Raw genomic sequence first — 24404 nt, 5'->3', positions numbered from 1 at the left:
CCACCTACCAGGAGAGCAACATGGCCACCGACTACCACCATGGCGTGCGCGTCATTGAAATCAACGAGGGTTCGCGCCCCATCCGCACCGTGTCCACCGCTGTGCTGGGCCTGATCGCCACGGCCGACGATGCCGACCCCGTATCCTTCCCGCTCGACACGCCCGTGCTCGTCACCAATGTCCTGGCCGCCATGGGCAAGGCCGGCAAGACGGGCACCTTGTACCGCAGCCTGCAGGCCATCGCCGCGCAGACCAAACCCCTGACCATCGTTGTACGCGTGGCCGAAGGCGAAACGGAAGCGGAAACCACCAGCAACGCCGTGGGCGGCGTGTCGCCCGATGGCAAATACTTGGGCGCCCAGGCGCTGCTGGCCGCGCAAAGCAAGCTGGGCGTAAAACCCCGCATCCTGGGCGCGCCGGGGCTGGATACCCAGGCCGTTACCAATGCCCTGGCCAGCGTGGCGCAGCGCCTGCGCGGCTTCGTGTATGCGTCGGCTTATGGCTGCGCCACCGTTACCGCGGCCACCGCCTATCGCGGCCAGTTCGGCCAGCGCGAGGTCATGATGATTTGGCCGGATTTTGTCCACTGGAATACCGCCACCGACGAGGAAGCGAGTATTTCCGCCGTCGCCTACGCCATGGGCCTGCGCGCCAAGATCGACGAAGGAACGGGCTGGCACAAGACGCTGTCCAACGTGGTCGTCAACGGCCCGACCGGCATCAACAAGGACGTGTTTTTCGACTTGCAAGACCCGGCCACCGATGCCGGCGTGCTCAACGCCAAGGAAGTAACCACCCTGATTAACATGGACGGCTACCGCTTCTGGGGTTCCCGCACCTGCGAGGCGCCGGGGGGCTTCTTCTATTTCGAGAGCTACACGCGCACGGCCCAGGTGCTGGCCGACACCATCGCCGAAGCGCATTTCGCCTTTGTCGACCTGCCCCTGCATCCGTCCCTGGTGCGCGACCTGCTGGAAAGCATCAACGCCAAGTTCCGCGACTTGAAACTGCAGGGCTACATCATCGACGGCCACGCCTGGTATGACGAGCAATACAACGGCAAGGAAGCGCTGAAAGACGGCAAGCTGGCCATCGATTACGACTACACGCCCGTGCCGCCGCTGGAGAACCTGAAATTCCAGCAGCGCATCACCGACCGCTATCTGGCCGACTTCGCCTCGCGCATCGCCGCGTAATCGCCATCACCACCCTGCCCGCGCCAGCGCGGGCGCATTGAAATACTGGAGAAATTATGGGCCTGCCCCGCAAACTGAAAAACTTCAACCTGTTCCAGAACGGCGTGTCCTTCATGGGCATGGTGCCGGAAGTCACCTTGCCGAAACTTAGCCGCAAAATGGAAGAGTACCGCGCCGGCGGCATGAGCGGCCCCGTGTCCGTCGACTTCGGCAATGAGGCGCTGTCGCTGGAATGGAGCGCCGGCGGCCTGATCGCCGAAGCCCTGAAACAGTACGGCGCGCACACGCACGGCGCCGTGCAACTGCGCTTTGCCGGCGCCTATCAGGAAGACGATGACGGCACGGTGGCCGCCGTCGAGGTCGTCGTGCGCGGCCGTTACAAGGAAATCGATATGGGCGGCGCCAAGATGGGTGACGACACCACGCACAAATACACCATGGCCAGCAGCTATTACAAGCTGCTGATCGACGGCGCCACCATCATCGAACTGGACTTCATGAGCGGCACCGAGAACTTTGGCGGCGGCGACACCAACGCCGCCATCCGCAAGGCCATCGGCCTGTAATCCCCCCTTTTATTTACCACCACACCACAAGGAACACAGCATGAACAACGACACCCAAAACCAGGCCGTCATCGAACTGGACGAGCCGATCAAGCGCGGCGATACCTTCATCACCTCGCTGACTGTGCGCAAGCCCAAAGCGGGCGCCCTGCGCGGCGTGTCCCTGATCGATCTGGCCAACCTGAGCGTCACCGCACTGCAGGTGGTGCTGCCGCGTATCACCGAGCCAACCCTGACCGCGCACGACATCGCCAACATGGACCCGGCCGACCTGCTGAGCGTAGGCGCGGAGGTGGGCGCTTTTTTGGTGAGCAAAGCAGATCGCCTTTCGGTATCCCCGGCGAAGTAGAAGACGCCATGGCCGACATTGCCGGCGTCTTCCACTGGACGCCGGCAGCGATGGACGGCTTTACGATTGATGAACTGATGGCCTGGCGCGAACGCGCCCGGCAGCGAAGCGGAGCGGAATAAATGGCTGGTCGGGATTTGAGGTTACAGGTAGTGTTTGCAGCGCTGGACAAGATCACCGGCCCGCTGAAAAAAATCATGGGCGGTTCCAGCGACACGGCCAAGGCGCTGAAAGCGACCAGCGACCGTTTGCGCGAACTGAACACCCAGCAGAGAAACCTGGGGAAATTCCGCGAACTGCATAGCGGTATTCGAACAACGGGGGTTGAGCTGAAAGAAGCTCAAAAAAAAGTAAAAGAGCTGGCCGCAAGCATAAAACAGACCGAGTCTCCTACACGCGCCATGACGCGTGATTTGAAGGCGGCGACGAAGGTCACGCAGGCCTTGACGCTGAAAGGCCGCGAACAGAGCCAGCAATTCCGCGTCCTGCGCACCAGCCTCAAGGAGGCCGGCATCGACACGCGCCAACTGGGCAAGGCCCAGGAGTGGCTTAAGAACAGTATTCAGTTGACCAACGTTGAGCTGGCGTCGCAACAAAAGCGCCTGGCCGCGTCAGCCACCAAGCAGCAGCGCGTCACCAACGCCACCCAGCATGCGGACAAGCTGCGCAGCAAGGCGGGCAGTATTGCCATGGCCGGCGCGGGCGCGACAGCGGCCGGCGCGGTCATGGCTATGCCCATCGCCAAGGGGCTGCACGAGGCGAAGCACTACCAGCTGGAAAAGGCCCGCGTGAATGCCCTGGGCCTGGGGCCGGAAACCAGCCAGCAGGCGATCACCTTCGCCAAGAACATGAAGACCTACGGCACCAGCCAGAACGAGAACCTGGAACTGGTGCGCGACGCGATGTCGATCTTTGGCGACTTGCACCATGCGGAAATGGTCGCGCCCACCCTGGCCAAGATGAAGTTTGCCAACAAGGCATTCTTCGGCGCCGAGTCTGGCGAAGAGAACGAGCGCATCTTCATGGACTTGCTCAAAGTCATCGAGCAACGCGGCGGCACGGCCAGTTCGGAGAAATTCCACGACCAGGCCAACATGATGCAAAAGGTCATCACGGCCACGGGTGGACGCGTGGGGCCGACGGAATGGCTGAACTTCATCAAGACGGGCGGCATTGCCGCCAAGATCATGGACGACAAGCAGTTCTATTACCAGATGGAACCGCTGGTGCAGGAAGTCGGCGGCCACCGTGCCGGCACGGCCCTGATGTCCGGCTATTCGAACCTGTATCAGGGGCGCACCACCAAGCGCGCCGTGACCAATCTGGAAAACCTGGGACTGATCGGTGACCACAGTAAAGTGAAGCACGATAAAGTCGGTCAAGTCTCTACGCTTGGCCCTGGCGCCCTGCTTGGCAGTGACATTTTCCGGCGCAGCCAATTTGAGTGGCTGGAGCAAGTGCTGTTGCCACAACTGGAAAAGAAAGGCATCACGGATCCCAAGAAAATTGAGGACACCATCGGCAGCCTGTTTTCGACGCGCACGGCCGGCAATCAGTTTCTGGATATGTTCAAGCAACGCATCCAGATGCACAAGAACGCCAAGCTGAACGCAGGCGCGTATGACATCGAGCAGATTTATGACCTGGGCAAGCAGCAGGCCGGCGGCGCCGAACTGGAAGCGACGGCCAAGCTGGCCAACCTGAAACTGACCATGGGCGAAAAAATCCTGCCGCTTTATGCCCAAGGTCTGGAAATGGCCATCAGCGCCATCACGCGCCTGAACGGCTTCATGGAACGCAACCCGACCTTGGCCAAGATCATGATTACCGCCTTTGCCGTGCTGGCCGGCCTGCTGCTGGTGCTCGGCCCGCTGATGCTGGGCATTGCCGCCCTGATCGGCCCGTATGCCATGCTGCACGTCATGTTCGCCAAGATGGGCGTGACGGGCGGCGTGCTCACGCCCATCCTGCGCGGCCTGGGCGGTGCCTTCATGTGGGCGGGCCGTGCCGTGCTATGGCTGGGGCGTGCCTTCATGCTCAACCCGATTGGCTTGGCCGTGACGGCCATCGCCGGCGCCGCCTACCTGATCTATAAATATTGGGAGCCGATCAAGGGTTTCTTTAGCGGCATCTGGTCGCATATCAAGACCGCCTTTGCTGGCGGCATTGGCGGCGTCAGCGCCCTGATCGTCAACTGGTCGCCGCTGGGTCTGTTCTATCGCGCCTTTGCGGGCGTGCTGGGCTGGTTCGGCATTGCGCTGCCGGCCAAGTTCACCGACTTCGGCGCCAGCATCCTGCAGCGCATTACCGCATCCTGGGCGCCTATCGCTGGCTTCATTGCCGATATCTGGGCACGCCTGCGCACGGTCTGCGCCGGCGGCATGGGCAGCATCACGGCCCTGATTATCAACTGGTCACCGGTCGGCGTGTTTTACCAGGCCTTCGCGGGCGTCATGAGCTGGTTCGGCATCAAGCTGCCGGCCCAGTTCACCGAGTTCGGCGCCAACATCCTGCGTGGCCTGGTCAACGGCATCACCGGCTCCATGGGCGCCGTCAAGGACGCCATCAGCAATGCCGGTTCCAGCACCATTGCCTGGTTCAAGGAAAAGCTGGGTATCCACAGCCCGAGCCGCGTGTTTGCCCAGCTCGGCGACTACACCATGCAGGGCCTGGCCGTGGGCCTGGACCGCAGCGAGGGCGCGCCGATTGCCAAGGTTTCCGGCCTGGCGCAGCGCCTGACGAAATTGGGCGCCGGCATCGCCATCGGCACGGCCACGGCATTACCCGCCAGCGCCTTCGACACGCGCGCGCCGCTGGCACAAGGCGGGTTCGGCGCCGGCATGACCATTCAGGGCGACAGGATCGAAATCACCATCCAGGCGCAAGCCGGTTCCGATCCCCAGGCCATCGCCCGCGCCGTGTATGCGGCCATGGAACAGCGCGACCGCGAAAAGGCCGCACGCATCCGCTCGTCCCTGCGCGACCACGATTAAGAAAAGACAGCACCATGATGATGATTTTAGGAATGTTCGTGTTCAGCCTGCCGACTCTGGCGTATCACGAGCTGCAGCGGCAAACCGAATGGAAGCACGCCAGCACGGCGCGCGTGGGCCTGCGCGACGCGCACCAGTACGTGGGGCCAGGTGACGACACCATCACCCTGTCGGGCTGGGTGGCGCCGGAACTGACCGGCTCCCTGTATTCGCTCGATGCGCTGCGCATGATGGCCGACACGGGCAAGTCGTGGATACTGATCCAGGGCACGGGCCGCATTCTCGGCTCCTACCGCATCACCAGCATGACGGAGGGGCGCACCATCCTCGACGGCAGCGGCGGCGCGCGGCGCGTCGAGTTCTCGATTGCGCTCAAGCGCGACGATGACGGCGTGCTGGCCATGGTCGGCCTGGGCGACATCGGCGACCTGAAAAACATGCTCAGCATCGACGGCATGACCAGCAGCATTGCCGGCGCGGCCAAGAATGCCGTGGGCAGCGTGGTGGGCAATGTGGTCGGTGGCATCACGTCGAAATACGGCGGCGTCGTCAGCGAAATGAAAGACAAGATCGGCGGCAGCATCAGCGGCGCCATCGGCAGCGCGGCGGACAAGTTCAAATGAGCGAGCATATCCCCGCCTTCAAGATCAGCATCGAAGACAAAGATTTGACGGCCATCGTCTCGCCGCGGCTGATTAATCTGACGTTGACCCTGTGCCGTGGCGACGAGAGCGACCAGCTCGACATTTCCCTGGACGACAGCGACGGCAAGCTGGCCCTGCCGCCGCGCGGCGCGCAGATCGCCCTGGCGCTGGGCTGGCAAGCCACCGGCCTGGTGGATATGGGCAAGTTCACGGTGGACGAGGTGGAGCACAGCGGCGCGCCCGACACCATCACCCTGCGCGCCAGGTCGGCCAACCTGATCGACACGTTTAAACAGCAGCAGGAGCACAGCTTTCACAAGACCACCCTGGGCGCCATCATTGAGGTCATCGCTTTCCGCAACGAGCTTTCGTCGGGAGTGTCGGCGCGCCTGCGCGACACCGCCATCGAGCACATCGACCAGACCCACGAAAGCGATGCGGCCTTCCTGCGCCGGCTGGGCAGGAAATACGACGCGGTGGCCACCGTCAAGAACGACACCTTGCTCTTCATCCCCATCAACCAGAGCCGCACCGCCAGCGGCAAGGCGCTGCCCGTCATCCCCATCACGCGCGCCCTGGGCGACGGCCACCGCTATCACAGCGCCGAAAGCGACGCCTACACGGGCGTGCGCGCCTTCTGGCACGACGAGCGCTACGCGCGCCGCCGCAGCGTGGTGGCGGGCGTGCCCGGCAACAGCAAGCGCCTTCGCACCACTTTCGCCAATGAAACGGACGCGCGCGCGGCGGCCGTCGCCGAATGGCAGCGCATCCTGCGCGGCCTGGCCACCTTTGAAATGAGCCTGGCCCTGGGCAACCCGGCCGTGTTCCCGCAATCGCCTGTGACCGTGCAAGGCTTCAAGCCCGAGATCGACGCCACCGAGTGGCTATCGGTCAAGGTCACGCACAACCTGGGCGGCAACGGTTTTACCACGCGGGTGGAATTTGAAACGAAGACGGAAGCGGTCGAGGCCGAGAGAGAGGACGAGAAAGACCCGGACGAAGGCATCACAGGCGTGGTGGCCAAGTGGAAGGACGTGGCGGCGAAGAAGAAAAAAGCGGGCCAAGAGCAAGCAGGCTCAAAAAGCAAGCTCAAAACCCTGGAGCACCTTTACAAGAGCAAGAGCGCTGCCAAGCGAGCGGCAAAAACTGCATGGAACCACATCAAGGAAGTGCGCGACATCATCAGGGAAAACAGCGACGAGCCATGGAAGCCAGAGCAAGACGATGCCAATTCTGGCGATAAGCCGGAGTAAGGGAAAGTTCTAGAGGTGTGTGAGTGGGTATCAGCGGCGCCGGTAACTCTTGGCACCGCTGTCGCTCAAGCAGTATTCCCCGCCGCGCGGCCCGGTGCAGTAGTTGCCGCTGCGGCAGGTACAGCCTGAAGCGTCGGCCAACGGCGCCTTTGCTGACTTGCCAGTGGTAGAGCAGATTTTTTTCGATGCGCTGATTGAGCCATCATTGCAGACGAATGTCGCGCCATCGCAGTTCGAAATACCACCCTTGCTGCCAGAGCACGGCGTATTGCCAGCGACCGCCGAAACGCACACCAAGAAGTATGCAAAAAAAGATAATTTCTTGATTAAGAATCTCATATTTTTTACCTAGCGTCCACGATTCGCATCCAGCCACATTGCCGGCATATCGCCCATTGGTCCGACACATTCCATGGCTCTACCGCGTGAGCGTTCGACGTGGCCGATAGAGTATGCCTTTCCGGCGATGTAGCATTTTTCGTCTTTTCCCACGCTGGAATCATGATCGGCGGGGGCCTGTATTTTGTAAAGCAGCCAGCCACAAGTGACCAGGCAAGCAATCAGCGCACCAAGTTGAAGGTGTGCGGTGCGTTGCAGCCGTGTAAAACTGATCGTTTTTTCGGCGCACGCCATGCAAGGTAATGCAGCGTGAGGATGTGAGGCGGCCATCGGTGCAGCTCCGGGTGCTGCAATCGGGTAAATTGGTTCGGCGGGCGGTTTGCTTGCTTGAGCGATCCGCTGTTCTAAAATCGCCTTGACCTCTTGGTATTTACTTCGCGGCAATTCCTTGAATCGATTAAGTCCATAGTCGGTGATAAGTCCCCGATAAATCTTCATGTCTTCATCACCGCTTAACATGGCAAGCTCATCAACAAGTAACTTGATGCTTGAGCGTTGATACGGCGTAATCAGATTGACAGGCTTTTCCTTCTCGCCCACATGAAGGGTGACTACGTTGCTCAACCTTGGCGATTCATTCAAATTACCAAAAATAGCCTGGCCTACATCACCAGAAAATTCATTCTTACTTGACATTCAAACTACACCTTTATTCCACCATCTACATTTATTACTTAATTCGCAACAATGCGGCCTCAAAAAGAAGTGCCGCATCAGGTGGCAAACTGCTATTAAGTTGAGCAACGATCTTTCCATCCTTTGATCGAAACAAGTACGGGCCTGCTAAAGAAGTCAGTAAAGTAAAATAGCCGTGTATCGAGTCGCAAAATTTCTTGGAGGAACAAATAAAAATTTGTCCGCCTCCTGATGCATACCCTTCAAGCGAAAACGATATACGCTCGTCGAAACTTTGCGGTAGTACAGCATCAATTTCGCGTGCGATGGACTTGGCTCCGTAAACTCCAGTGCCCGCATTGACCAGTGACGCCATAATTGCGGATGCCCGAGTGATTTTTCCAGCAAAGGGATATTCGTTGGCAGTTCGCGCAATTGGCGTCAAGCTGTCAAAGCTTATCCAATACCCTTTACCACCTTGAACTGGCTCTACATATGCCAATTCCTCCTTGAAATTCATGATATTGATTTTCACTCGCTGCCGATGCGTTGCCCAACGATAGCTATTGGCGGCATCTTGAAAGTTCGCAAGTCCGGCTCTTCGCATTTTTCGCTCAAGCACCAGCATATTCTGCGGGTCGTTCTCGTTTGCCTCGCCAGCCTTGACCATAGAATCGACAAGCAAGTAAAAGCTGACGTATGAGCACACGCTGAGATCATCACATGCTATTGCCGGCTCATCAGTCGGCGAATAGACAAGTGCTGTTCCACCTTCGCATTTCGATCTGTTGCAGGTGTCAACATCAGCAAGAACGATTGATGCAGGGCTGAGCAGCGCCAAGGCAAAAAAGCATTGAAACCACATTCTCATAAACTACTTCTTTTTGTCTTTCTTTGGCATATTGACTGTATTCGGAGATGTCACATCTCCGTAAATCGTCTGACCAACATCACCGTGGAACACAGGATTAATTGCGTACTTCGACGGCTCGCTCGAAATGCTCCGACTCAGCGGCGCCCCGCTCTGGGTTGAGGCCATTCCGCCAATCATCCCCAATACTCCCGCTTTCCCGCGACTATCCAGGCCACGAAAGCCCGTGAGCAATTCCTTCTCTTCCATGGTCAGAGCAGAAAGCGTCTTTTCGCCTGTCAGTATGTAATTTACATCAACTCCTATTGCTGCCAGTGCCCGCAAGTAAAGAGCATCTGGCGCCCGCTCATTCTGTTCATAGAGCGTCTGGGCACGCCGCTTTAGTCCGCCCACCGCAGCAAAATCATCCTGATTCATGCCTAGCCGTTGGCGTTCTTCTTTTAGTATTTCACCAATTGGTCTCATTTGTGCTCAAATTTATCTTTACAATGCTCCCATTTGAGAGCTATAGTTACGCCATCCTGTAGCGATTACACATCATAACATTATGAAAAACTTGTCAAAAGTCGGACGCATTACAAAAGGCGTCACCTCCCAGCCGCTTGGCGTTCGTCTGGCTCCTGACGAGGTAAAAGAAATTGAGACTCTTGCCGCCGACCAACAACGATCCCGTGCATGGTTCTTGCGCCTCCTGATCCTGCGCGGCCTCGCCGACTACAAGCGCGAACTCGCCCCCAAACCCACCCACTAAGGACAACGTCATGTACCCCGATGCAAAACGTATCCGCAGCCACCGCGTCATGCTGCGCCTCGATGACTATGAGCACCAGCTCGTTTCCTCGATCGCCAACTACCAAGGCGAAGAGCTTGCGGTGCTGGTGCGCCAGATCGTGATGCGTGAAGCCCTGGCCGTGATCGCCTTGGATGACGCCACTATCGACAGCGTACAGCGTCGCAGCGTTTAAACCGAGTCACTTTTGAGCAACTCTAAAGTTACAGAAAATGCCAGACCATCAAATTAACCTCAATGACGAAGAGCGCGCGGTACTAGAACTCGTGCGCCAACGCCAGGGGCTGGCAAGTATCGATCAGGCGGCCGAATGGCTCGTCAAGTCGCGCTTACGCATACAGTCGAAAAACATGACGGGTCGCGGTCGCGCCCTGTACCAAGTGGAAAGAAAGCTGAAATGAGAGTCATCGGCCTGCCCTGCCCGCATTGCACCTACACCGTTCGCGCCGTCAAAAGCCGCATGATGTCCGCCATGTTCAAGGAAATCACCTATATGTGTCAGAACCCGGACTGTGGGCACGTCTTCGTGGCAGGCCTGGAAGTACTGCGCACCCTCTCGCTGTCCGCCATACCCAAGCCGGATATCCGCATCCCGATGTCCCAGCATGCGCGCGCGGCGGCCACCAGCCAGCTGGCCCTGGACCTGACTGCGGGCTGCTGATGGCTATCCCGATCCTCGCGCCGCCGTAGCCCGGCCGCCGTAACTCCCCCTCTTTTGCTGTGACCTGCTGCGCTCCCTTTTGAGCGTGCGGGATTCGTTCAACCTGAAATAAGGAAAACCGATGGAAAACACGCTGCACGCCACCCGTCATGCCGACAAATCCATGGCATCAAGCACGATCCGCCCGACCTTGCAAAATTGTATTGTTCCCGTGGCGCCGACGTGTTTTCTGCTGCAAGCCAGCGCGGGCATCGGCATCGCGGCGCTGACCGCCCACATCCATGAGATTGCCAAGACCTATCACGCCTACGGCGCGGCCAATCTGACCTTCATCGTCAGCGATGTGCAGGCACTGGAGCGTGACGGCTTTTTCGCGCCAGCCAAACAACGCGCCCTGGTCGGCAAGCTGCCCATCGAGTTGAACTACATTTTCGCCAATGAAGCGGGTTCCCGGCACTGCTGCGGCGCATCGCACACGCTCCCGTACTGGGCAGAGCAATTTCTCAAGCCAGGGGCACGCTGATGCTGCGCCTGGCCAAAACCTGCGGCATCTGGCTGCTGACGCTCCTGATTGTCATTGCCCCCGACGTGCTGCGGGCCATCGGCGCCATCAAGGACTGAACCATGCCGGCGTCCCTTATCGACAATCACCTGTCCTTCCAGCCTGCCGCCGAAATTCTGGCCGCGCGCGACAAGGACATGCCTACGCCCCCGGGCGCCGGGCATGCGCTGGCCGCCATCGCCGAAGCCAAGGCCCAGCTGCGCAGCATCAAGCCGCGCAACCTGGCTCCCTTCATGGCCCAGGCATGGGGACTGTCGCCGCGTGGCGCGCGCCGTTCCGTGCTGATCGCCGCCGGCCTGGACGCCGACCGCTGGGAATCGCCCATCCATTCATTTACCGAGGAAGAGCGCATCGAGCTGCGCGCCGCCACCTCTGCCGCTATCCGTGTGTACGAAAGACTGTTGAATGCAATCTAAACAAATCCTGCTGCCGGCCCCGCAGCGTCACGAAGCCTTTTTGCGATCCGCCCAGTTCGCGCCCGAGCTGGCCCGCATTCCCTACAAATGGCGCAACCGCGTCATCACGGCCGCCATGGCAAAAATGGCCTGGTCGTCCTGGTACAAAGTCTATGAGTCCGTCGCCACCAGTTTTGTGCGCGAGTTCGCCGAACAGTACGTGCCGGCCGGCGTCGATCTGTCGCAAAGCGACGCCGACATCGTGGCCACCGCAGAGCGCGCGGCGGCCGGCGTCACCAAAATGCTGTGGATGGCCGTGTCGGACACGCACGCCCTGCAGATCATGGAAGACGAATGCGCCTCGTACGGCATCGAGCTGCCCGAGTTCGACACGATGACCGACACCATCGCCCGCCTGGTGGATGCCCGCTGGTGGCGCCGCCAACTGCGCAAGCGCGTCAAGCGCGCCTTTGAAGCCGGCAATATCCGCCTGGGCTACGTGAACTATCGCGGCGAACCCTACGCCAGCAACGACGCCGTGCTATCGCGCCTGGCGCAGAACCGCCGCAATGCGGCGGCGCTGGCCGCCACCCTGGTGCAGAACGAGCACGGCCAGCAATTCAGCATCGCCGAGCTGGCCGAGAAAACGACTGCGAATAAAGCCATCCGGCGCGGCGAGCTGATGTTGCGCATCAACGGCTTTGAGCAGATCGCCCGCGAGTGCGGCGACCAGGGCATTTTCATCACCTGGACGTGCCCATCGCGCTTCCACGCCATGCAGCACAGCGGCAAGCCCAACGACAAGTTCGACGGCTCCACGCCGCGCGAGGCCAATGCCTACCTGGGCAAGATGACCTCGCTGTGCCGCTCCGCGCTGGCGCGCCGTGGCATCGGCCTGTACGGCTTCCGCATCGCCGAGCCGCATCACGATGGCTGTCCGCACTGGCATCTGCTGCTGTTCGTGCGCCCCACGGCGAAATACAAGACGGCCCACCTGCAGGACGTGGCCGGCCGTGCCATCCGCATCATGAAGCGCTACGCCTGGCGCGTGGACCGTGGCGAACCAGGCGCCTTCGCGCGCCGCCTGGACGTGAAACGCATCGACTGGGCCAAGGGCAGCGCGGCCGGCTACATCGCCAAGTACGTGGCCAAGAACATCGACGGCGTGGCCGAGCACAGGACGAAAGAAGGTTATGTCGTCACGGCCGACACCGAAGGCGATGTCGAGCTGACGCCATCGGCGCGCGTCGAGTCCTGGGCCGCGTGCTGGGGCATCCGTCAATTCCAGCAATGGGGCGGTGCGCCCGTCACCGTCTGGCGCGAACTGCGCCGCATCGAGGAAAGCATGCTCAACGAAGCCCCGGCCGCCATGCGCCGCGCCTGGGACGCCGTGCAAAAGATCGACGGCGAAAAGCGCGCCTGCTGGGCCGAATACCTGCGCGCCCAGGGCGGCGCTTTGGTGCCGCGCAAGGAATTGGTCGTCACCCTGGCCAAGGACGAAAAAACCGTCATCGGCCGCTATGGCGAAACGCTGCGCACCACACCCTACGGCGTGCGCTGCAGCGACCTAATCGGCGTGGTCTTCAAGTCCGTGCGCCATACGTGGACGCCGGTACAGGCCACAGGCGGGCGCGGGGTGGCTGTTGGGGTTGCTGTTCCTCGGACTCGTGTAAATAACTGTACGCACCCCGACCGCCCTGCCCCGGCCACGCCGCCAGCGGCACGCGTTCCGAACCTGCCCGACGAGGCAAAAACAGCGCTGATTGCCGCTTGGGCGGCCGTCAACGCCTGCCCGTGGCCCCGACTGATCGTCCCCGACACCCCACCCAAAGAAGGAAATGGCACATGAGCACCTATGCCGTGATCGTTCGCACGCAAACCGAACGCTTTGACTATGCCGCGATTGCCGCTTGCTGCGGCGACGTGATCCTGGACGCCATCGACCGCTACGGCGTGTGCGGCGTTTCTGCCAAACTGAAAGGAGTACCGCAATGCTGAACACCCTGACCGATTCACCGCGGCAAATCGCCCGGGGCGACCGCGTGACCTTCGATACCGACGAAGGCTACCAGGCCGGCACCGTCAACGACCTACGCCGCGACGTGGGCAATGGCGAGCTGCACGCCTGGGTGGAGCTGGACCAACAGTGGCCGGAGATGTTCCGCGCGGTGCCGCTGGGCTCAATAGCATCGGCCGTCAATAATCTGGACGAAGCAAAATGAAAAGCCCATACCTGATCGAAGGGCCCACGTGCATCAACTTGAGCGGGGGCCGAACATCGGCCCATATGCTGAAAATGATACTCAAGGAGAACGGCGGAATTCCAGCGTGCGCCGTGATTCTGTTCTGCAATACCGGCAAGGAAGAGGAATTGACACTTCGGTTTGTGCGCGAAATCGGCCTGCACTGGGGCGTTACCGTCATTTGGCTGGAATACCGCCCTGGTCAAACATTCGCTGTGGTCAATTATGAAACGGCCAGCCGTAATGGTGAACCATTCACGGCCGTTATCGCGGACCGTGACGGTGTTTTGCCGAACCGGGTGGCCAGGTACTGCAGCTCAGAAATGAAGACGCGCACCATGCATCGCTACTTGCGTTCCCTGGGCTGGACCGAGTGGGATACCTTCATTGGTATCCGTGCAGACGAGCCGGCCCGCATTGCAAAGTTTAGACAACGCCCTTCACCAGAGACGCCTGACGAAGTGGTTTGTATGCCCAGCGCCGCCGCAGGCGTCACACGAGCAATCGTGGGCGACTTCTGGCGCGCCAGCGAGTTTGACCTGGGCCTGATAAGCGTCAACGGAGAAACGCCGGAAGGTAATTGCGATCTGTGTTTTCTTAAGAAAGCGCGCCGCGTGCTGAGCCTCATTTCTGCCCGGCCGTCAAGGGCGGTCTGGTGGGCATCATGCGAGACGCAGGCCGAAGCCGTCACGAACGGTAGCGGTAGCCGCTTTAGAAATGATCGGCCCAGCTATGGACGCATGGCTGAATTCGCAAAGAGCCAGATTGATGTGTTTGGTCACGAAGATGACGAAGCAATTCAATGTGGATGCATGGACTAAAAAAGAAAGTAGAGAATAAACATGACAAAAATGGAGAAATACAAAGAATTTTGCCGGCTGCGCGACTACCGCAAGCCTGGCGTCGAAGTACCACACCACACCGAGGCCGAAGCATTCGCCTTGGCGGCGCAAAGCAAAGCCGGCCATACAGAACCAGCCCAGCGTAAGAAAAACCCCACCACGAAAGGAATCAAATAATGAACGAAGACCGAATTATTTACCGCCAGGACTTATACAAAATGCTGGGCGTCACTTCGGAGACGCTGCGCAGATGGGTGAAGGAGAACAAGCTGCCACCAGCGGACGTTGCCATAACCCAGCGCACGCTGGGATGGCGCCTTTCAACGCTCCAATCCGCTGGGATCAGGCTTCTTTAACAGCCAGTCGGCGAAGGCCTGAAGCATCACCCGGCGCTGCTTCAGGTATTCGGCCGAGTTGTACACTCCGCGCACGCCGCCGTCCTTGTGCGCGAGCTGCACTTCAACGTGGTCGGAGTTGTATTCGTGCTCGTTGGCCCAGGTGGAACCGACCTTGCGCCAGCCGTGCCCCGTCATCTTGCCCTTGAAGCCGATACGGTGAATGAGGTAGAGGATAGAGTTTTCACTCATGGGGCGGCTGCCGCCCCGGTCGTTCGGGAAAACGTAGTTGCTGCCCCGCGAACGCAGCTTCATTTCAGCCAGCAGGTCGAGCGCCTGGGATGACAGCGGCACCAGATGTTCGCGGCCCTTCTTCATGCGCTTGCCCGGTATCCGCCAGACATCGCCCTCCACTTCCGCCCAGGTCATGCGACGCAGCTCGTCCGTGCGCGTCCACGTCAACGCCAGCAGCTTGCAGGCCAGCACAGACTGAATTTCATCCTCCAGGTCCAGGCGCTCCATGAACGGATGCACCTCAGCCAATGCCAGGGCGGCAAACCCTTCGCGCGGCTTGCGGGAAAAGGCGACCTTCGAATTGATGTTCGATGCGGGATTCTCTTCGCAGTGGCCGTGCTGAATGGACCAGTCGAGCACCTGGCCCACCCACATGCGCACGCGCCGGACGTACACGGACAGGCCGGCGGCATCCATCGGGCGCAGCGCGTCCATCAAGTCTTCCTTAGTAATTTCACGCACAGTTTTCGTGCCCAGCGTTGGTGAGACGTACATGGCCAGCGCGCGTAATGCATTTGCCTTGTAGCCGGCACTGATGTCCGTGCGCCCGGCCCAGTAGGTATCGATGGCGACATCAAGGGCAATGGATGGGCTCGTCTTGCGCTTGGGCTTGAGGTCTTCCCCGTCGATCAGCTTCAAACGCAAAGCGTCGCGACGGTCACGGGCTTCCTTGAGGCCGATAAGCGGATACGGGCCAATCACGGCAGTTTGCTGCTTGCCCTGGTCGTTGCGATAGGCCATGCGCCAAACCTTGTTTCCGCTTGGCAGGACTGCCAGCATCAGGCCGTGGCCATCGAAGAGCTTGCGCAGCTTGCCATCGTTTGGCGTGGCACGGCGGCAGTCTGCGTCGGTAAGCGTATTGATGGCCATGCGATATCCTGTAGGTACGGTTTTGAGAAAAACCGCATCATACCTACAATTGCGCCTACGCGTCATTCTGCGAGAGGGTTTTTGGATACCTCCGAATCTGCGATTCAAAAGGCCGAAAATCAAGCTAAGTCGTTGATTTTCAATGAAATTCGGTGGAATATAGGTTGAGTATACTCACGAATTTTTTATGTACTTGGCGGAAGCGGTGAGATTCGAACTCACGAACAGTTTAACCCGTCGCCAGTTTTCAAGACTGGTGCCTTCAACCACTCGGCCACGCTTCCAGATGGCAGCATTATACATAAAGGTCCGTGGCTTACCAATGGCGAGTAGTCGGTGGCGCGCATTTAAGCCCCAAAGCGGCCTCGGGGGCCAGTGGGCTGCGCCGGCATGCCAACGGAAAGCCTACACGCCCCAGTTTTCCCGCAGCGCCTTCTCGAACTCCCCCGCCGGCAACGGGCGCGAGAACAGGTAGCCCTGCACCTCGTCGCAGCCCGAACTCTTCAGGAAGGCCAGCTGTTCCGTCGTTTCCACGCCTTCCGCGATCACCTTGTGGTGCAGCTGCTGGGCGATGCTGATGATGGTGCTGGCGATGGCGCAGTCGCTGGCGTCGGTGGGGATGCCGGTGGTAAAAGACCGGTCGATCTTCAGGGTGTCGATGGGGAAACGTTTTAAATAGGACAAGCTTGAGTAGCCGGTGCCGAAGTCGTCCAGCGACAGGGCCACGCCCAGGGCCGTGATGCGGTCCATGATGCCGATCACGCGCTCGATGTTGTGCATCAGGGTGCTTTCCGTGATTTCCAGTTCCAGCCAAGCCGCTTCCAGGCCGTAGCGGGCCAGGGTCGCCGCCACCCTGGCGGGCAAGGCTGCCGTGAATTCGCGGGCGGAGACGTTCACGGCCAGGCGGATCGGCGGCAAGCCGGCCAGTTTCCACGCCTGCGCCTGGGCGCAGGCCGCTTCCAGCACCCATTCGCCCACTTGCACGACCAGGCCCGTCGATTCGGCCAGGGGGATGAATTCGGCCGGCGGGATCATGCCGTGCTGCGGGTGGTGCCAGCGCACCAGGGCTTCGGCGCCGATGATGCGGCCGCTGCCCAGCGCGTATTTCGGCTGGTAGTGCAGCAACAGTTGCTGCTCGGACAAAGCCTGGCGCAAGCCTGTTTCCAGGCGCATGCGCGCCTGCATGCCCAGGTTCATGTCCTGGCTGTAGAAAGCCACGCTTTCCCCTTCTCCGCCGCTGTCCTGCTTGGCGCGGTACATGGCGATATCGGCCAGGCGCAGCAGGGTTTCCGCGTCCTGCCCGTCCTGCGGATACACGCTGATGCCGATGCTGGCGCCCACGCGCAGGTCGTGGCCTTCGATCAGGAACGGTTCCACCAGCGAGCCCAGCAGCTTTTGCGCCACCATGCTGGCCTCGAAATGCTGGCCGATGTCGAACAGGCCGACGGCAAACTCGTCGCCGCCCAGGCGCGCCACCAGGTCCTGGTCGCGCAAGGCATGGCGGAAACGCAGCGAGACTTGCCGCAGCAGTTCGTCGCCGATGCGCCGGCCCAGGGTGTCGTTGATCAGTTTAAAACGGTTCAGGTCGATGAACAGCACGCAGCCGAGCATCTTGCTGCGCTGCGCCACGGAAAGGGCCTGGTCGACCAGCTTGGCCAGCAAGGTGCGGTTAGGCAGGCTGGTCAACGGGTCATAATACGCCAGGTGGTGCAAGCGCTCTTCGGCCAGCTTGCGCTCCGTGATGTCCGTCAGGTAGGCGATGAGTCCGATGGGCTTGTCGTCCAGGTCTTGCAGCGGCGACAAGGACAGGCTGGCCCAGAAGATCTCGCCTGACTTCTTTCGGCGGCGCACCTCCATCAGGCGTCCTCCCTGCTCCAGGAAGGCGTCGTGGAAACCCGTGTCTTCATCGTCGTACAGGAACAGGATGTTGCGCCCCACGGCTTCCACCGAGGTGTAGCCGAACAGGCGCTCGGCGCCCTTGTTCCAGCTGGTGATGTAGCCCGTCAAGTCCATCGTCAGCACGGATTCGTGCAACTGGTCGAGGATTTGCGTCTGCTGCGCCAGCAAGGCTTCGACTTGCGCGTAGGCGTGCGTGGAACGTTGCGCCAGCGAATGCACTTGCAAGACGCCCGCCGTCAAGGATGCCAGGCTGGCCAGGTGGCGGCGGTCGGCCTCGCTGTACAGGCTGCGTCCGGCCACGCTGTAATGGCCGAAACAGTGGCCATCAAAACTGATTTCCTGCAGCAAGGCGGGCGTATCGCGGGGAAACGGCGCGGGCGGCGCAGCGGCGTCAAGGCTGGCCGCGGGCAGGAACTGGCCGTGCGGGCTGGCCATCACGGCGCTGGCGATGCGGCCCAGCTCAGCAACCAGCGCGGGGCCGCGCAAACGCACGACGGCGTCGCACAGGGCGGCGCTGTCACCGAGGAAATCCGACACCGGAAACAGGGTCATGCTAGAGGTTCCGGCTGACCTGGATGGCCCATTGGTAGGCCTGCAGCAGGCTGCGCCAATAGGTTTCTCCATCGATGCCGGCGCGGCGCAAGCCCTCGGGCGGCGGCGTGGCGCTTTCGACCAGCGCCAGCAAGGTGCCCAGCTCGCCATTGCGTTCGAGCAAGGCGACGCTCACTTCCGGCGCCAGGTTCAGGGTGGCGATGATTTCTTCCATCGGCATGCCCAGCAGGACGTCGAGCAGCGAGAACACGCCAGCCATGAAGGCCAGGTCTTGAGCGTCGCGGTCGCCGCCGCGCAGCTGGCACAGCGCTTCCATCTGCGCCGCGCGCACGGCCGCCAGCGGCAGCAGCGCGTGGATCTTGCCATCGTCCTGTTGCCGCGCATACAGCAGCAGTTGCAGCCAGCGCTGCAGCTGGCGCCGGCCCAGCAACGTGATGGCCTGGCTGAAGCTGGTAATCGGCGCCGTGAAACCGAAGGCGGCTGAATTGACCAGTTTTAATAAATGATAGCTGAGCGATGGATCTTGCTTGAGCGGCACTTCCAGCTCGTGCGCATCGGCATCGCGGGCCAGCAAGCCCAGCAGCGCCAGCAAACGGCGCCGCGACGTGGCGTCTTCCGGCTCGCTTTGCTGGCGCGCATGGTGCAGGGCGTAATCGCCGGCAAACCAGCTGACGCCGAGTTCTTGCAAGGCGGCAAACTGCCCCGCGTCGGCGATGTTGTAGGCCAGGTGCGGTCCCGCCAGGGGCAGCAACTGGTGCAGGGCCGGACGGGCGCCGGACGCGTCAAAGCTCAGCGCGCGCGCGTCGACTTGCGCCGCCGTCACGGGACCGGCTTCGGCGCCATCGAGAATGAGGCGATAGCCGGCGTCGCGCCATTGCTGGCATTTTTTCTGGATGTGCTTGTCGCCGGCAAGATGGGCCGGCAAACGGAAGATGGTGCGTTGCGGCGCCAGTTGCGCCAGCACGGCCTCGTCCACGTCATGCGGGTCGGCCAGGGGAATGATGCAATCGAGCGGCGCCAGGAAGGCATACGCATCGGCGGCGGCCAGCGCTGCCAGCAGCGGCGCCGTCGAGGCCTGCGGTACATGCAAGGTGACAGCGACCCACTCGTTATGAGCATTGGCAACTGCTTGTAATCCCACCAACGGAAACAGGTTTGATTCAGACGCTGACATCGGTATCTCAGTGTGGGTAGGGCGCCATAGTAAATAAACTGACCAGCATTGGCAACCCTGGCCCGACAGGGATGCCATTTCGACAGCGAGAATCATTCTATCCGAATCTCACCCACGAAACAGTTTAATTTTGGCAATAAATATTCAAAAAAAACATTCCACCGGGAGACCCGCCTGTCATGCGGGTTTGACAAAACCACGGCGCCGCGCACGCCTGCTCAGGCGCTGCCGCCATGCGCGTGCTCGACCGCATATTTGATCAATTCGGCCTGCCCTTCGATACCGAGCTTGCGCTTGATGTTCAGCCGGTGCGTCTCCACCGTGCGCACGCTCAGGTCGAGGTCGCGGGCGATCTGCTTGTTCGACTGGCCCGCCGCGATATGCTGCAGCACTTGCTGCTCGCGCGTGGTGAGGAAGGAATCGTGCACTTGCGGGCGAGACAGTTGCCGCGCCAGGGCCGCGCTGTAATAAATGCCGCCGGACATCACCGTCTCGATGGCGAAGACGATATCTTTCCCAGGGGCATCTTTGAGCACATAGCCGCGCGCGCCGGCGGCGATCGCTTGCGACACATATTCGAGCTTGTCGTGCATGGACAGGATCAGCACGGCAATCTGCGGAAACGCCTGCTTGAACAGCGCCGTCGCTTCGATGCCATTCGTGCCGCGCATATTAATATCCATCAACACGAGATCCACCTGGTGTGCGCGCGCCTGGCTCAACGCCTCGTCTGCGCCGCCCGCCTCGGCCACCACGTCGAAATGCGCCACCGCTTCCAGGCGCGCGCGCAAGCCGTCGCGCACGAGGGGGTGGTCGTCCACCAGCAGGATGTTGATCTTCTCGGTCATGGTTGCGTATCTATTTAGTGTGTGGATGGAAGGCCGAGCCGCGCCAGCACCAGGGTGCCGGCCGGAGACGAGGTGATGTGCAGGCTGCCGCCGATGGCTTCCATGCGTTCCGTCATGTTGCGCAGGCCGATACCGCGCTGCGGATGCAGGGCGATGCCGTCGAAATCGAAGCCGCCGCCATTATCCTGGATGCGCAGTTCCACCGCCTTGCCCGCCTCGTGCAGGCTCACTTCCACGCCGCTGGCGTGCGCATGGCGCTCGCAATTGGTCAGCGCTTCCTGGGCGATGCGGAACAACACGGTATTGACCATGTCGGGCAAGCCCTCGCCCGCCGCCGCCGGGCTGGCCGTGAAACTGGCTTGCGCGCTGCTGCTGTCGTTAAATTCATGCACCAGGTGGTCGAGCGCGGCGGCCAGGCCCAGGTCGTCGAGAATGGCCGGGCGCAGGTTGTGCGAAATGCGCCGCACCTCGCCCAGCACCTTGTTCAGCTGCTCGGCAGCCCGCTCGAAGGTGGCGGGCGCCTTGTCTTTCTGTTCGGCATTGCCTGCCAGGCGCGCGATGCCCGCCTCGATCTGCAGTTTGATGGACACCAGCCACTGGCTGATGCCGTCATGCAAGTCGCGCGACAACCGCGCCCGCTCCTCTTCCTGCGACTCGACCACGCGCTGCGCCAGCACTTTCAGCTTGGCGTCGGCCACGCGCAATTCGCGCAAGTTCAGCACCAGGCCGCAGGCGGCCACCAGCAGGGAACCGAGGATGGCGATGGCGGCGATCAATTCCATGGTCGAGCGGATATTGCGCGACTGCTGGGCGTCGACCTTGGCCAGCGCCTGGTCCACGTCATCCATATAGATGCCCGTGCCCATCATCCAGCCCCATTCCGGCATCAGGATCACATAGCCGAGCTTGGGCGCGGACTTGTTGCTCGACGGCTTGATCCAGTTGTAGCGCTCGAAACCGCCGCCGCCCTTCGCCCGCTGCATCAGGCGCTGGATGGTCAGATTACCCTCGGCGTCGCGCAACTGCCACAGATTCTGCCCCACCAGTTCGGGCTGGCGCGGATGCATCAGCGACTTGCCCTGCAAATCATAGATGAAGAAATAGCCATCGTCGCCATAGCTGAGGGCGGACAGGATGCGCTTGGCTTCCTCTTGCGTGGCGGCATCCTTGCGCCCCGACTGGTACAGGGAAGCGATGGAATGGCTGGCCAGGGTCACGTAATGCTTGAGTTCGGCTTCCTTGCTGGCCAGGTACGCCTGCTGGATGGTGGCGCGCTGCTGCTCGGCCAGGGTGATGGCCTGGTGCCGCACGGCAAATGCGATGGCGCACAGGGCGAGGATCAGCGGCGTGAGGGCCAGGAAGATGACTTTCTGTCTGAGTTTCATGGCCTGGCGCTCCGGCGGCGTCGATGCTGGTGGGAATGCGTGATTTTACGTCGCGGCGACGCGATCGGTCTGCGTAGTAATACTGAGCGTTACTGCGTAGTCGTGCGCTTGCGGCAATTATACGATTCCTGAATACTCGCCATAAGCTGCAGATACACCAATTCATACCAAACTGGCAACGACCAGGCTCGGCAGCACACATCATCGCACGGCACAGCGCCCGTCAATCTCTGGAGGAAGCATGAACCGCATTTTCAAACAGCTCGGCTGGGCAGCGCTTGCGCTGGCAGGCGCCGGGTCCCTGGGCGTCGTCGCCCTGCAACGCGGCGAACCGATCAGCGCAATCTGGATCGTCATCGCCGCCGTCTGCGTCTACCTGATCGCCTACCGTTTCTACAGCTTGTTCATCGCCGACAAGGTGCTGGGCCTCGATGCCCGCCGCATGACGCCCGCCTTCAAGCACAACGATGGCCTGGACCACGTGCCGACGAATAAATATGTGCTGTTCGGCCACCATTTCGCGGCGATCGCCGGCGCCGGCCCTCTGGTCGGCCCCGTGCTGGCCGCGCAGATGGGCTATCTGCCCGGCATGCTGTGGATCTTGGCGGGCGTGGTGTTTGCGGGCGCCGTGCAGGATTTCATCGTGCTGTTCATTTCCATGCGCCGCGACGGCCGCTCCCTGGGCGACCTGATCAAGGCTGAACTGGGTGAAATCCCCGGCATGATCGCCTTGCTGGGCTGCTTCATGATCATGGTCATCATCCTGGCCGTGCTGGCCTTGATCGTCGTCAAGGCGCTGACGGGCTCCCCATGGGGCAGCTTCACCGTGATGGCGACGATTCCCATCGCCCTGTTCATGGGCGTGTATTCGCGCTTCATCCGCGTGGGCCGCATCGGAGAAATCTCCATCATCGGCTTCGTGCTGCTGATGCTGGCCATCATCGGCGGCCAGTACGTGCAGGAACACGCGGTGCTGGGTCCGATGTTCACGTTCACGGGCACGGAACTGACGTGGATGCTGATCGGCTACGGCTTCATCGCTTCCGTGCTGCCCGTGTGGCTGCTGCTGGCGCCGCGCGACTACCTGTCGACTTTCCTGAAAATCGGCACCATCCTGGGCCTGGCCATCGGCATCATCGTCGTCGCGCCTTACCTGAAAATGCCGGCCATGACCAAGTTCATCGACGGCTCCGGCCCCGTCTGGTCGGGCAATCTGTTCCCCTTCCTGTTCATCACCATCGCCTGCGGCGCCGTGTCCGGCTTCCACGCCCTGATTTCCTCGGGCACCACGCCGAAGATGATTGAAAACGAAAGCCACGCCCGCTTCATCGGCTATGGCGCCATGCTGATGGAATCGTTCGTCGCCATCATGGCCCTGGTGGCCGCCTCGACCATCGAGCCAGGCATCTATTTCGCCATGAACAGCCCGGCCGCCCTGATCGGCACCACGGCAGAGTCCGCCGCACAGGCGATCTCGCAGTGGGGCTTCTATGTCACGCCGGACATGCTGACGCAGACGGCCAAGGACGTTGGCGAGCACAGCATCATCTCGCGCGCCGGCGGCGCACCGACCCTGGCCGTCGGCATGGCGCAGATCCTCTCCGGCGCCATCGGCGGCAAGGCCATGATGGCCTTCTGGTACCACTTCGCCATCCTGTTCGAAGCGCTGTTCATCCTGACGGCCGTCGATGCGGGCACGCGTGCCGGCCGCTTCATGCTGCAAGACTTGCTGGGCAGCTTCGTCCCAAGCTTGAAAAAGACGGAAAACGTCATCGCCAACCTGCTGGCCACGGGCCTGTGCGTGGCGGCCTGGGGCTACTTCCTGTACCAGGGCGTGGTCGATCCATTGGGCGGCATCAACACCCTGTGGCCGCTGTTCGGCATCGCCAACCAGATGCTGGCGGCCATCGCGCTGATCCTCGGCACCTGCGTACTGTTCAAGATGAAACGTGGCCAGTATGCGTGGGTGACGATCACGCCGACCATCTGGCTGCTGCTGTGCACCCTGACGGCGGGCTGGCAAAAGATCTTCGACGCCAACCCGCGCGTCGGCTTCCTCGCGCACGCCAGGAAATACTCGGCGGCCCTGGATGAAGGCACCCTGCTGGCGCCGGCCAAGTCGGTGGCGCAGATGCAACAGATCATCTTCAACGATTACCTGGACGCCGGCCTGGCCGCCTTCTTCGTCATCGTCGTCGTCAGCGTGCTGTTCTTCGGCATCCGCACGATTCTGAAGGCGCGCGCCGACAGCCGCCCAAGCACCAAGGAAACGCCGTTCCAGGCCATGCCCACGGTGCAATGATGATCGACGAAATCATCAAGGCTGGACGGTATCTGGGGCAAAGCATGCGGCTGATGTGCGGCTTGCCCGAGTACGACACCTACGTGGCGCACCGGGAAGTGACCCATCCCGGCGAGCCGATGATGACGTATGAAGAGTTTTTCCGCGAACGGCAGGAAGCGCGTTACGGCGGCGCCGGCAAGCGTGGCGGTTGCTGTTAGCGGACACCTGACCCAGCCTACTGCGCGTCGGCATAGGCGGCTTGCGATGCTCACCGCCTCGGCGGCCCCGTACAAAGTACGGTTGCGCTTCTCGGCCACCTCTCCCTTCCGCTCGCTACGGCTGAGTCAGGTGTTGTTGCTAAGCAATAATTTGAGGGCGGTCTTG

At 61.1% G+C, this 24404-nt stretch carries 30 protein-coding genes and 1 tRNA gene; 22 read left to right on the top strand and 9 right to left on the bottom strand.

Features of this window, described 5'->3' with window-relative positions:
* The first annotated feature begins 20 nt into the window (after positions 1-20).
* The 8 genes from O0879_RS23260 to O0879_RS23225 all read left to right on the top strand — a co-directional run bounded on the left by O0879_RS23260 (position 21) and on the right by O0879_RS23225 (position 7353).
* Positions 21-1196, top strand: a complete 1176-nt coding sequence (locus tag O0879_RS23260; protein WP_289919001.1) for a phage tail sheath protein — start codon at positions 21-23, stop codon at positions 1194-1196.
* A gap of 56 nt (positions 1197-1252) precedes the next feature.
* Positions 1253-1762, top strand: coding sequence for a phage major tail tube protein (locus tag O0879_RS23255; RefSeq protein ID WP_289918999.1), 510 nt, complete (start codon positions 1253-1255; stop codon positions 1760-1762).
* A 40-nt stretch (positions 1763-1802) separates the two neighbouring features.
* Positions 1803-2111 carry a phage tail assembly protein gene (locus O0879_RS23250; protein WP_289918997.1) on the top strand — a complete coding sequence of 103 codons (309 nt, stop codon included), beginning with the start codon at positions 1803-1805 and terminating at the stop codon, positions 2109-2111.
* Positions 2112-2119: 8 nt separating this feature from the next.
* Complete coding sequence (locus O0879_RS23245) at positions 2120-2233, top strand: GpE family phage tail protein (RefSeq protein WP_071650284.1); 114 nt, start codon at positions 2120-2122, stop codon at positions 2231-2233.
* A 15-nt stretch (positions 2234-2248) separates the two neighbouring features.
* Positions 2249-5104, top strand: coding sequence for a phage tail protein (locus O0879_RS23240; RefSeq protein ID WP_289918996.1), 2856 nt, complete (start codon positions 2249-2251; stop codon positions 5102-5104).
* Between the two features lie 14 nt (positions 5105-5118).
* Complete coding sequence (locus O0879_RS23235; protein ID WP_046682352.1) at positions 5119-5727, top strand: phage tail protein; 609 nt, start codon at positions 5119-5121, stop codon at positions 5725-5727.
* Positions 5724-7001 carry a phage late control D family protein gene (locus O0879_RS23230; protein ID WP_289918994.1) on the top strand — a complete coding sequence of 426 codons (1278 nt, stop codon included), beginning with the start codon at positions 5724-5726 and terminating at the stop codon, positions 6999-7001. The genes O0879_RS23235 and O0879_RS23230 overlap by 4 nt, the downstream gene beginning before the upstream one ends.
* Before the next feature lie 103 nt (positions 7002-7104).
* Positions 7105-7353, top strand: a complete 249-nt coding sequence (locus O0879_RS23225; protein WP_289918992.1) for a hypothetical protein — start codon at positions 7105-7107, stop codon at positions 7351-7353.
* Here O0879_RS23225 and O0879_RS23220 read toward each other — a convergent pair.
* From O0879_RS23220 to O0879_RS23210, 3 genes are read right to left on the bottom strand one after another with little or no spacing between them, the layout of a single operon-like run.
* Positions 7350-8036, bottom strand: coding sequence for a hypothetical protein (locus tag O0879_RS23220; RefSeq protein WP_289918990.1), 687 nt, complete (start codon positions 8034-8036; stop codon positions 7350-7352). The two genes, O0879_RS23225 and O0879_RS23220, sit on opposite strands and share 4 nt — an antisense overlap.
* A 34-nt stretch (positions 8037-8070) precedes the next feature.
* Positions 8071-8886, bottom strand: coding sequence for a hypothetical protein (locus O0879_RS23215; RefSeq protein WP_289918988.1), 816 nt, complete (start codon positions 8884-8886; stop codon positions 8071-8073).
* Between the two features lie 3 nt (positions 8887-8889).
* Positions 8890-9351 carry a helix-turn-helix transcriptional regulator gene (locus O0879_RS23210; protein ID WP_289918987.1) on the bottom strand — a complete coding sequence of 154 codons (462 nt, stop codon included), beginning with the start codon at positions 9349-9351 and terminating at the stop codon, positions 8890-8892.
* An 82-nt stretch (positions 9352-9433) separates the two neighbouring features.
* Between O0879_RS23210 and O0879_RS23205 the strand changes: the two genes are divergently transcribed.
* The 12 genes from O0879_RS23205 to O0879_RS28595 all read left to right on the top strand — a co-directional run bounded on the left by O0879_RS23205 (position 9434) and on the right by O0879_RS28595 (position 14735).
* Entirely contained in the window at positions 9434-9637 is a 204-nt protein-coding gene (locus tag O0879_RS23205; RefSeq protein WP_289918985.1) for a CopG family transcriptional regulator, read from the top strand.
* A 10-nt stretch (positions 9638-9647) separates the two neighbouring features.
* Positions 9648-9851, top strand: a complete 204-nt coding sequence (locus O0879_RS23200) for a hypothetical protein (protein ID WP_035820909.1) — start codon at positions 9648-9650, stop codon at positions 9849-9851.
* A gap of 37 nt (positions 9852-9888) precedes the next feature.
* Positions 9889-10077 carry a hypothetical protein gene (locus O0879_RS23195; protein ID WP_046682347.1) on the top strand — a complete coding sequence of 63 codons (189 nt, stop codon included), beginning with the start codon at positions 9889-9891 and terminating at the stop codon, positions 10075-10077.
* A complete protein-coding gene (locus tag O0879_RS23190; RefSeq protein WP_289918983.1) occupies positions 10074-10337 on the top strand; it encodes an ogr/Delta-like zinc finger family protein in 264 nt (87 codons plus the stop codon). Before O0879_RS23195 ends, O0879_RS23190 begins: the two co-directional genes overlap by 4 nt.
* Before the next feature lie 121 nt (positions 10338-10458).
* Positions 10459-10860, top strand: a complete 402-nt coding sequence (locus tag O0879_RS23185; protein WP_289918981.1) for a hypothetical protein — start codon at positions 10459-10461, stop codon at positions 10858-10860.
* Positions 10861-10961: 101 nt separating this feature from the next.
* Positions 10962-11315 (top strand): hypothetical protein, encoded by a 354-nt coding sequence (locus tag O0879_RS23180; RefSeq protein WP_035820917.1) that lies wholly within the window; start codon positions 10962-10964, stop codon positions 11313-11315.
* Positions 11305-13143 carry a replication endonuclease gene (locus tag O0879_RS23175; protein WP_289918980.1) on the top strand — a complete coding sequence of 613 codons (1839 nt, stop codon included), beginning with the start codon at positions 11305-11307 and terminating at the stop codon, positions 13141-13143. Before O0879_RS23180 ends, O0879_RS23175 begins: the two co-directional genes overlap by 11 nt.
* Positions 13140-13292, top strand: a complete 153-nt coding sequence (locus O0879_RS23170) for a hypothetical protein (RefSeq protein ID WP_289918978.1) — start codon at positions 13140-13142, stop codon at positions 13290-13292. Before O0879_RS23175 ends, O0879_RS23170 begins: the two co-directional genes overlap by 4 nt.
* Complete coding sequence (locus O0879_RS23165; protein WP_289918977.1) at positions 13286-13516, top strand: hypothetical protein; 231 nt, start codon at positions 13286-13288, stop codon at positions 13514-13516. Before O0879_RS23170 ends, O0879_RS23165 begins: the two co-directional genes overlap by 7 nt.
* A complete protein-coding gene (locus tag O0879_RS23160; RefSeq protein WP_289918975.1) occupies positions 13513-14358 on the top strand; it encodes a phosphoadenosine phosphosulfate reductase family protein in 846 nt (281 codons plus the stop codon). Before O0879_RS23165 ends, O0879_RS23160 begins: the two co-directional genes overlap by 4 nt.
* A 21-nt stretch (positions 14359-14379) precedes the next feature.
* A complete protein-coding gene (locus O0879_RS23155) occupies positions 14380-14556 on the top strand; it encodes a hypothetical protein (protein ID WP_289918973.1) in 177 nt (58 codons plus the stop codon).
* Positions 14556-14735, top strand: coding sequence for a MerR family transcriptional regulator (locus tag O0879_RS28595; protein ID WP_354670198.1), 180 nt, complete (start codon positions 14556-14558; stop codon positions 14733-14735). The genes O0879_RS23155 and O0879_RS28595 overlap by 1 nt, the downstream gene beginning before the upstream one ends.
* Here the strand turns inward: O0879_RS28595 and O0879_RS23150 are convergent.
* The 6 genes from O0879_RS23150 to O0879_RS23125 form a co-directional block, all read right to left on the bottom strand.
* A complete protein-coding gene (locus O0879_RS23150; RefSeq protein WP_289918971.1) occupies positions 14700-15878 on the bottom strand; it encodes an integrase arm-type DNA-binding domain-containing protein in 1179 nt (392 codons plus the stop codon). The genes O0879_RS28595 and O0879_RS23150 overlap by 36 nt on opposite strands.
* Positions 15879-16072: 194 nt before the next feature.
* A tRNA-Ser gene (locus O0879_RS23145) sits at positions 16073-16162 on the bottom strand.
* 121 nt (positions 16163-16283) lie between these two features.
* The gene (locus O0879_RS23140; protein ID WP_289918969.1) at positions 16284-18329 is read right to left on the bottom strand and encodes an EAL domain-containing protein; all 2046 of its coding nucleotides are present in this window, start codon (positions 18327-18329) and stop codon (positions 16284-16286) included.
* 1 nt (position 18330) lies between these two features.
* Positions 18331-19419, bottom strand: a complete 1089-nt coding sequence (locus O0879_RS23135) for an HDOD domain-containing protein (RefSeq protein WP_354669684.1) — start codon at positions 19417-19419, stop codon at positions 18331-18333.
* Between the two features lie 302 nt (positions 19420-19721).
* A complete protein-coding gene (locus O0879_RS23130; protein WP_099664952.1) occupies positions 19722-20351 on the bottom strand; it encodes a response regulator transcription factor in 630 nt (209 codons plus the stop codon).
* A gap of 14 nt (positions 20352-20365) precedes the next feature.
* Positions 20366-21736 carry a cache domain-containing protein gene (locus tag O0879_RS23125; protein ID WP_099664953.1) on the bottom strand — a complete coding sequence of 457 codons (1371 nt, stop codon included), beginning with the start codon at positions 21734-21736 and terminating at the stop codon, positions 20366-20368.
* A 241-nt stretch (positions 21737-21977) separates the two neighbouring features.
* Between O0879_RS23125 and O0879_RS23120 the strand changes: the two genes are divergently transcribed.
* Positions 21978-24038 (top strand): carbon starvation CstA family protein, encoded by a 2061-nt coding sequence (locus tag O0879_RS23120; RefSeq protein WP_251350882.1) that lies wholly within the window; start codon positions 21978-21980, stop codon positions 24036-24038.
* Positions 24038-24238 carry a YbdD/YjiX family protein gene (locus O0879_RS23115; RefSeq protein ID WP_010396213.1) on the top strand — a complete coding sequence of 67 codons (201 nt, stop codon included), beginning with the start codon at positions 24038-24040 and terminating at the stop codon, positions 24236-24238. Before O0879_RS23120 ends, O0879_RS23115 begins: the two co-directional genes overlap by 1 nt.
* Positions 24239-24404: the final 166 nt, after the last annotated feature.

This window comes from Janthinobacterium sp. SUN120 (assembly GCF_030397735.1).
Lineage (GTDB): Bacteria > Pseudomonadota > Gammaproteobacteria > Burkholderiales > Burkholderiaceae_D > Janthinobacterium > Janthinobacterium kumbetense.
Note: the sequence above shows the minus strand (reverse complement) of the source record. Positions and strands in the feature narration are given on the sequence as shown.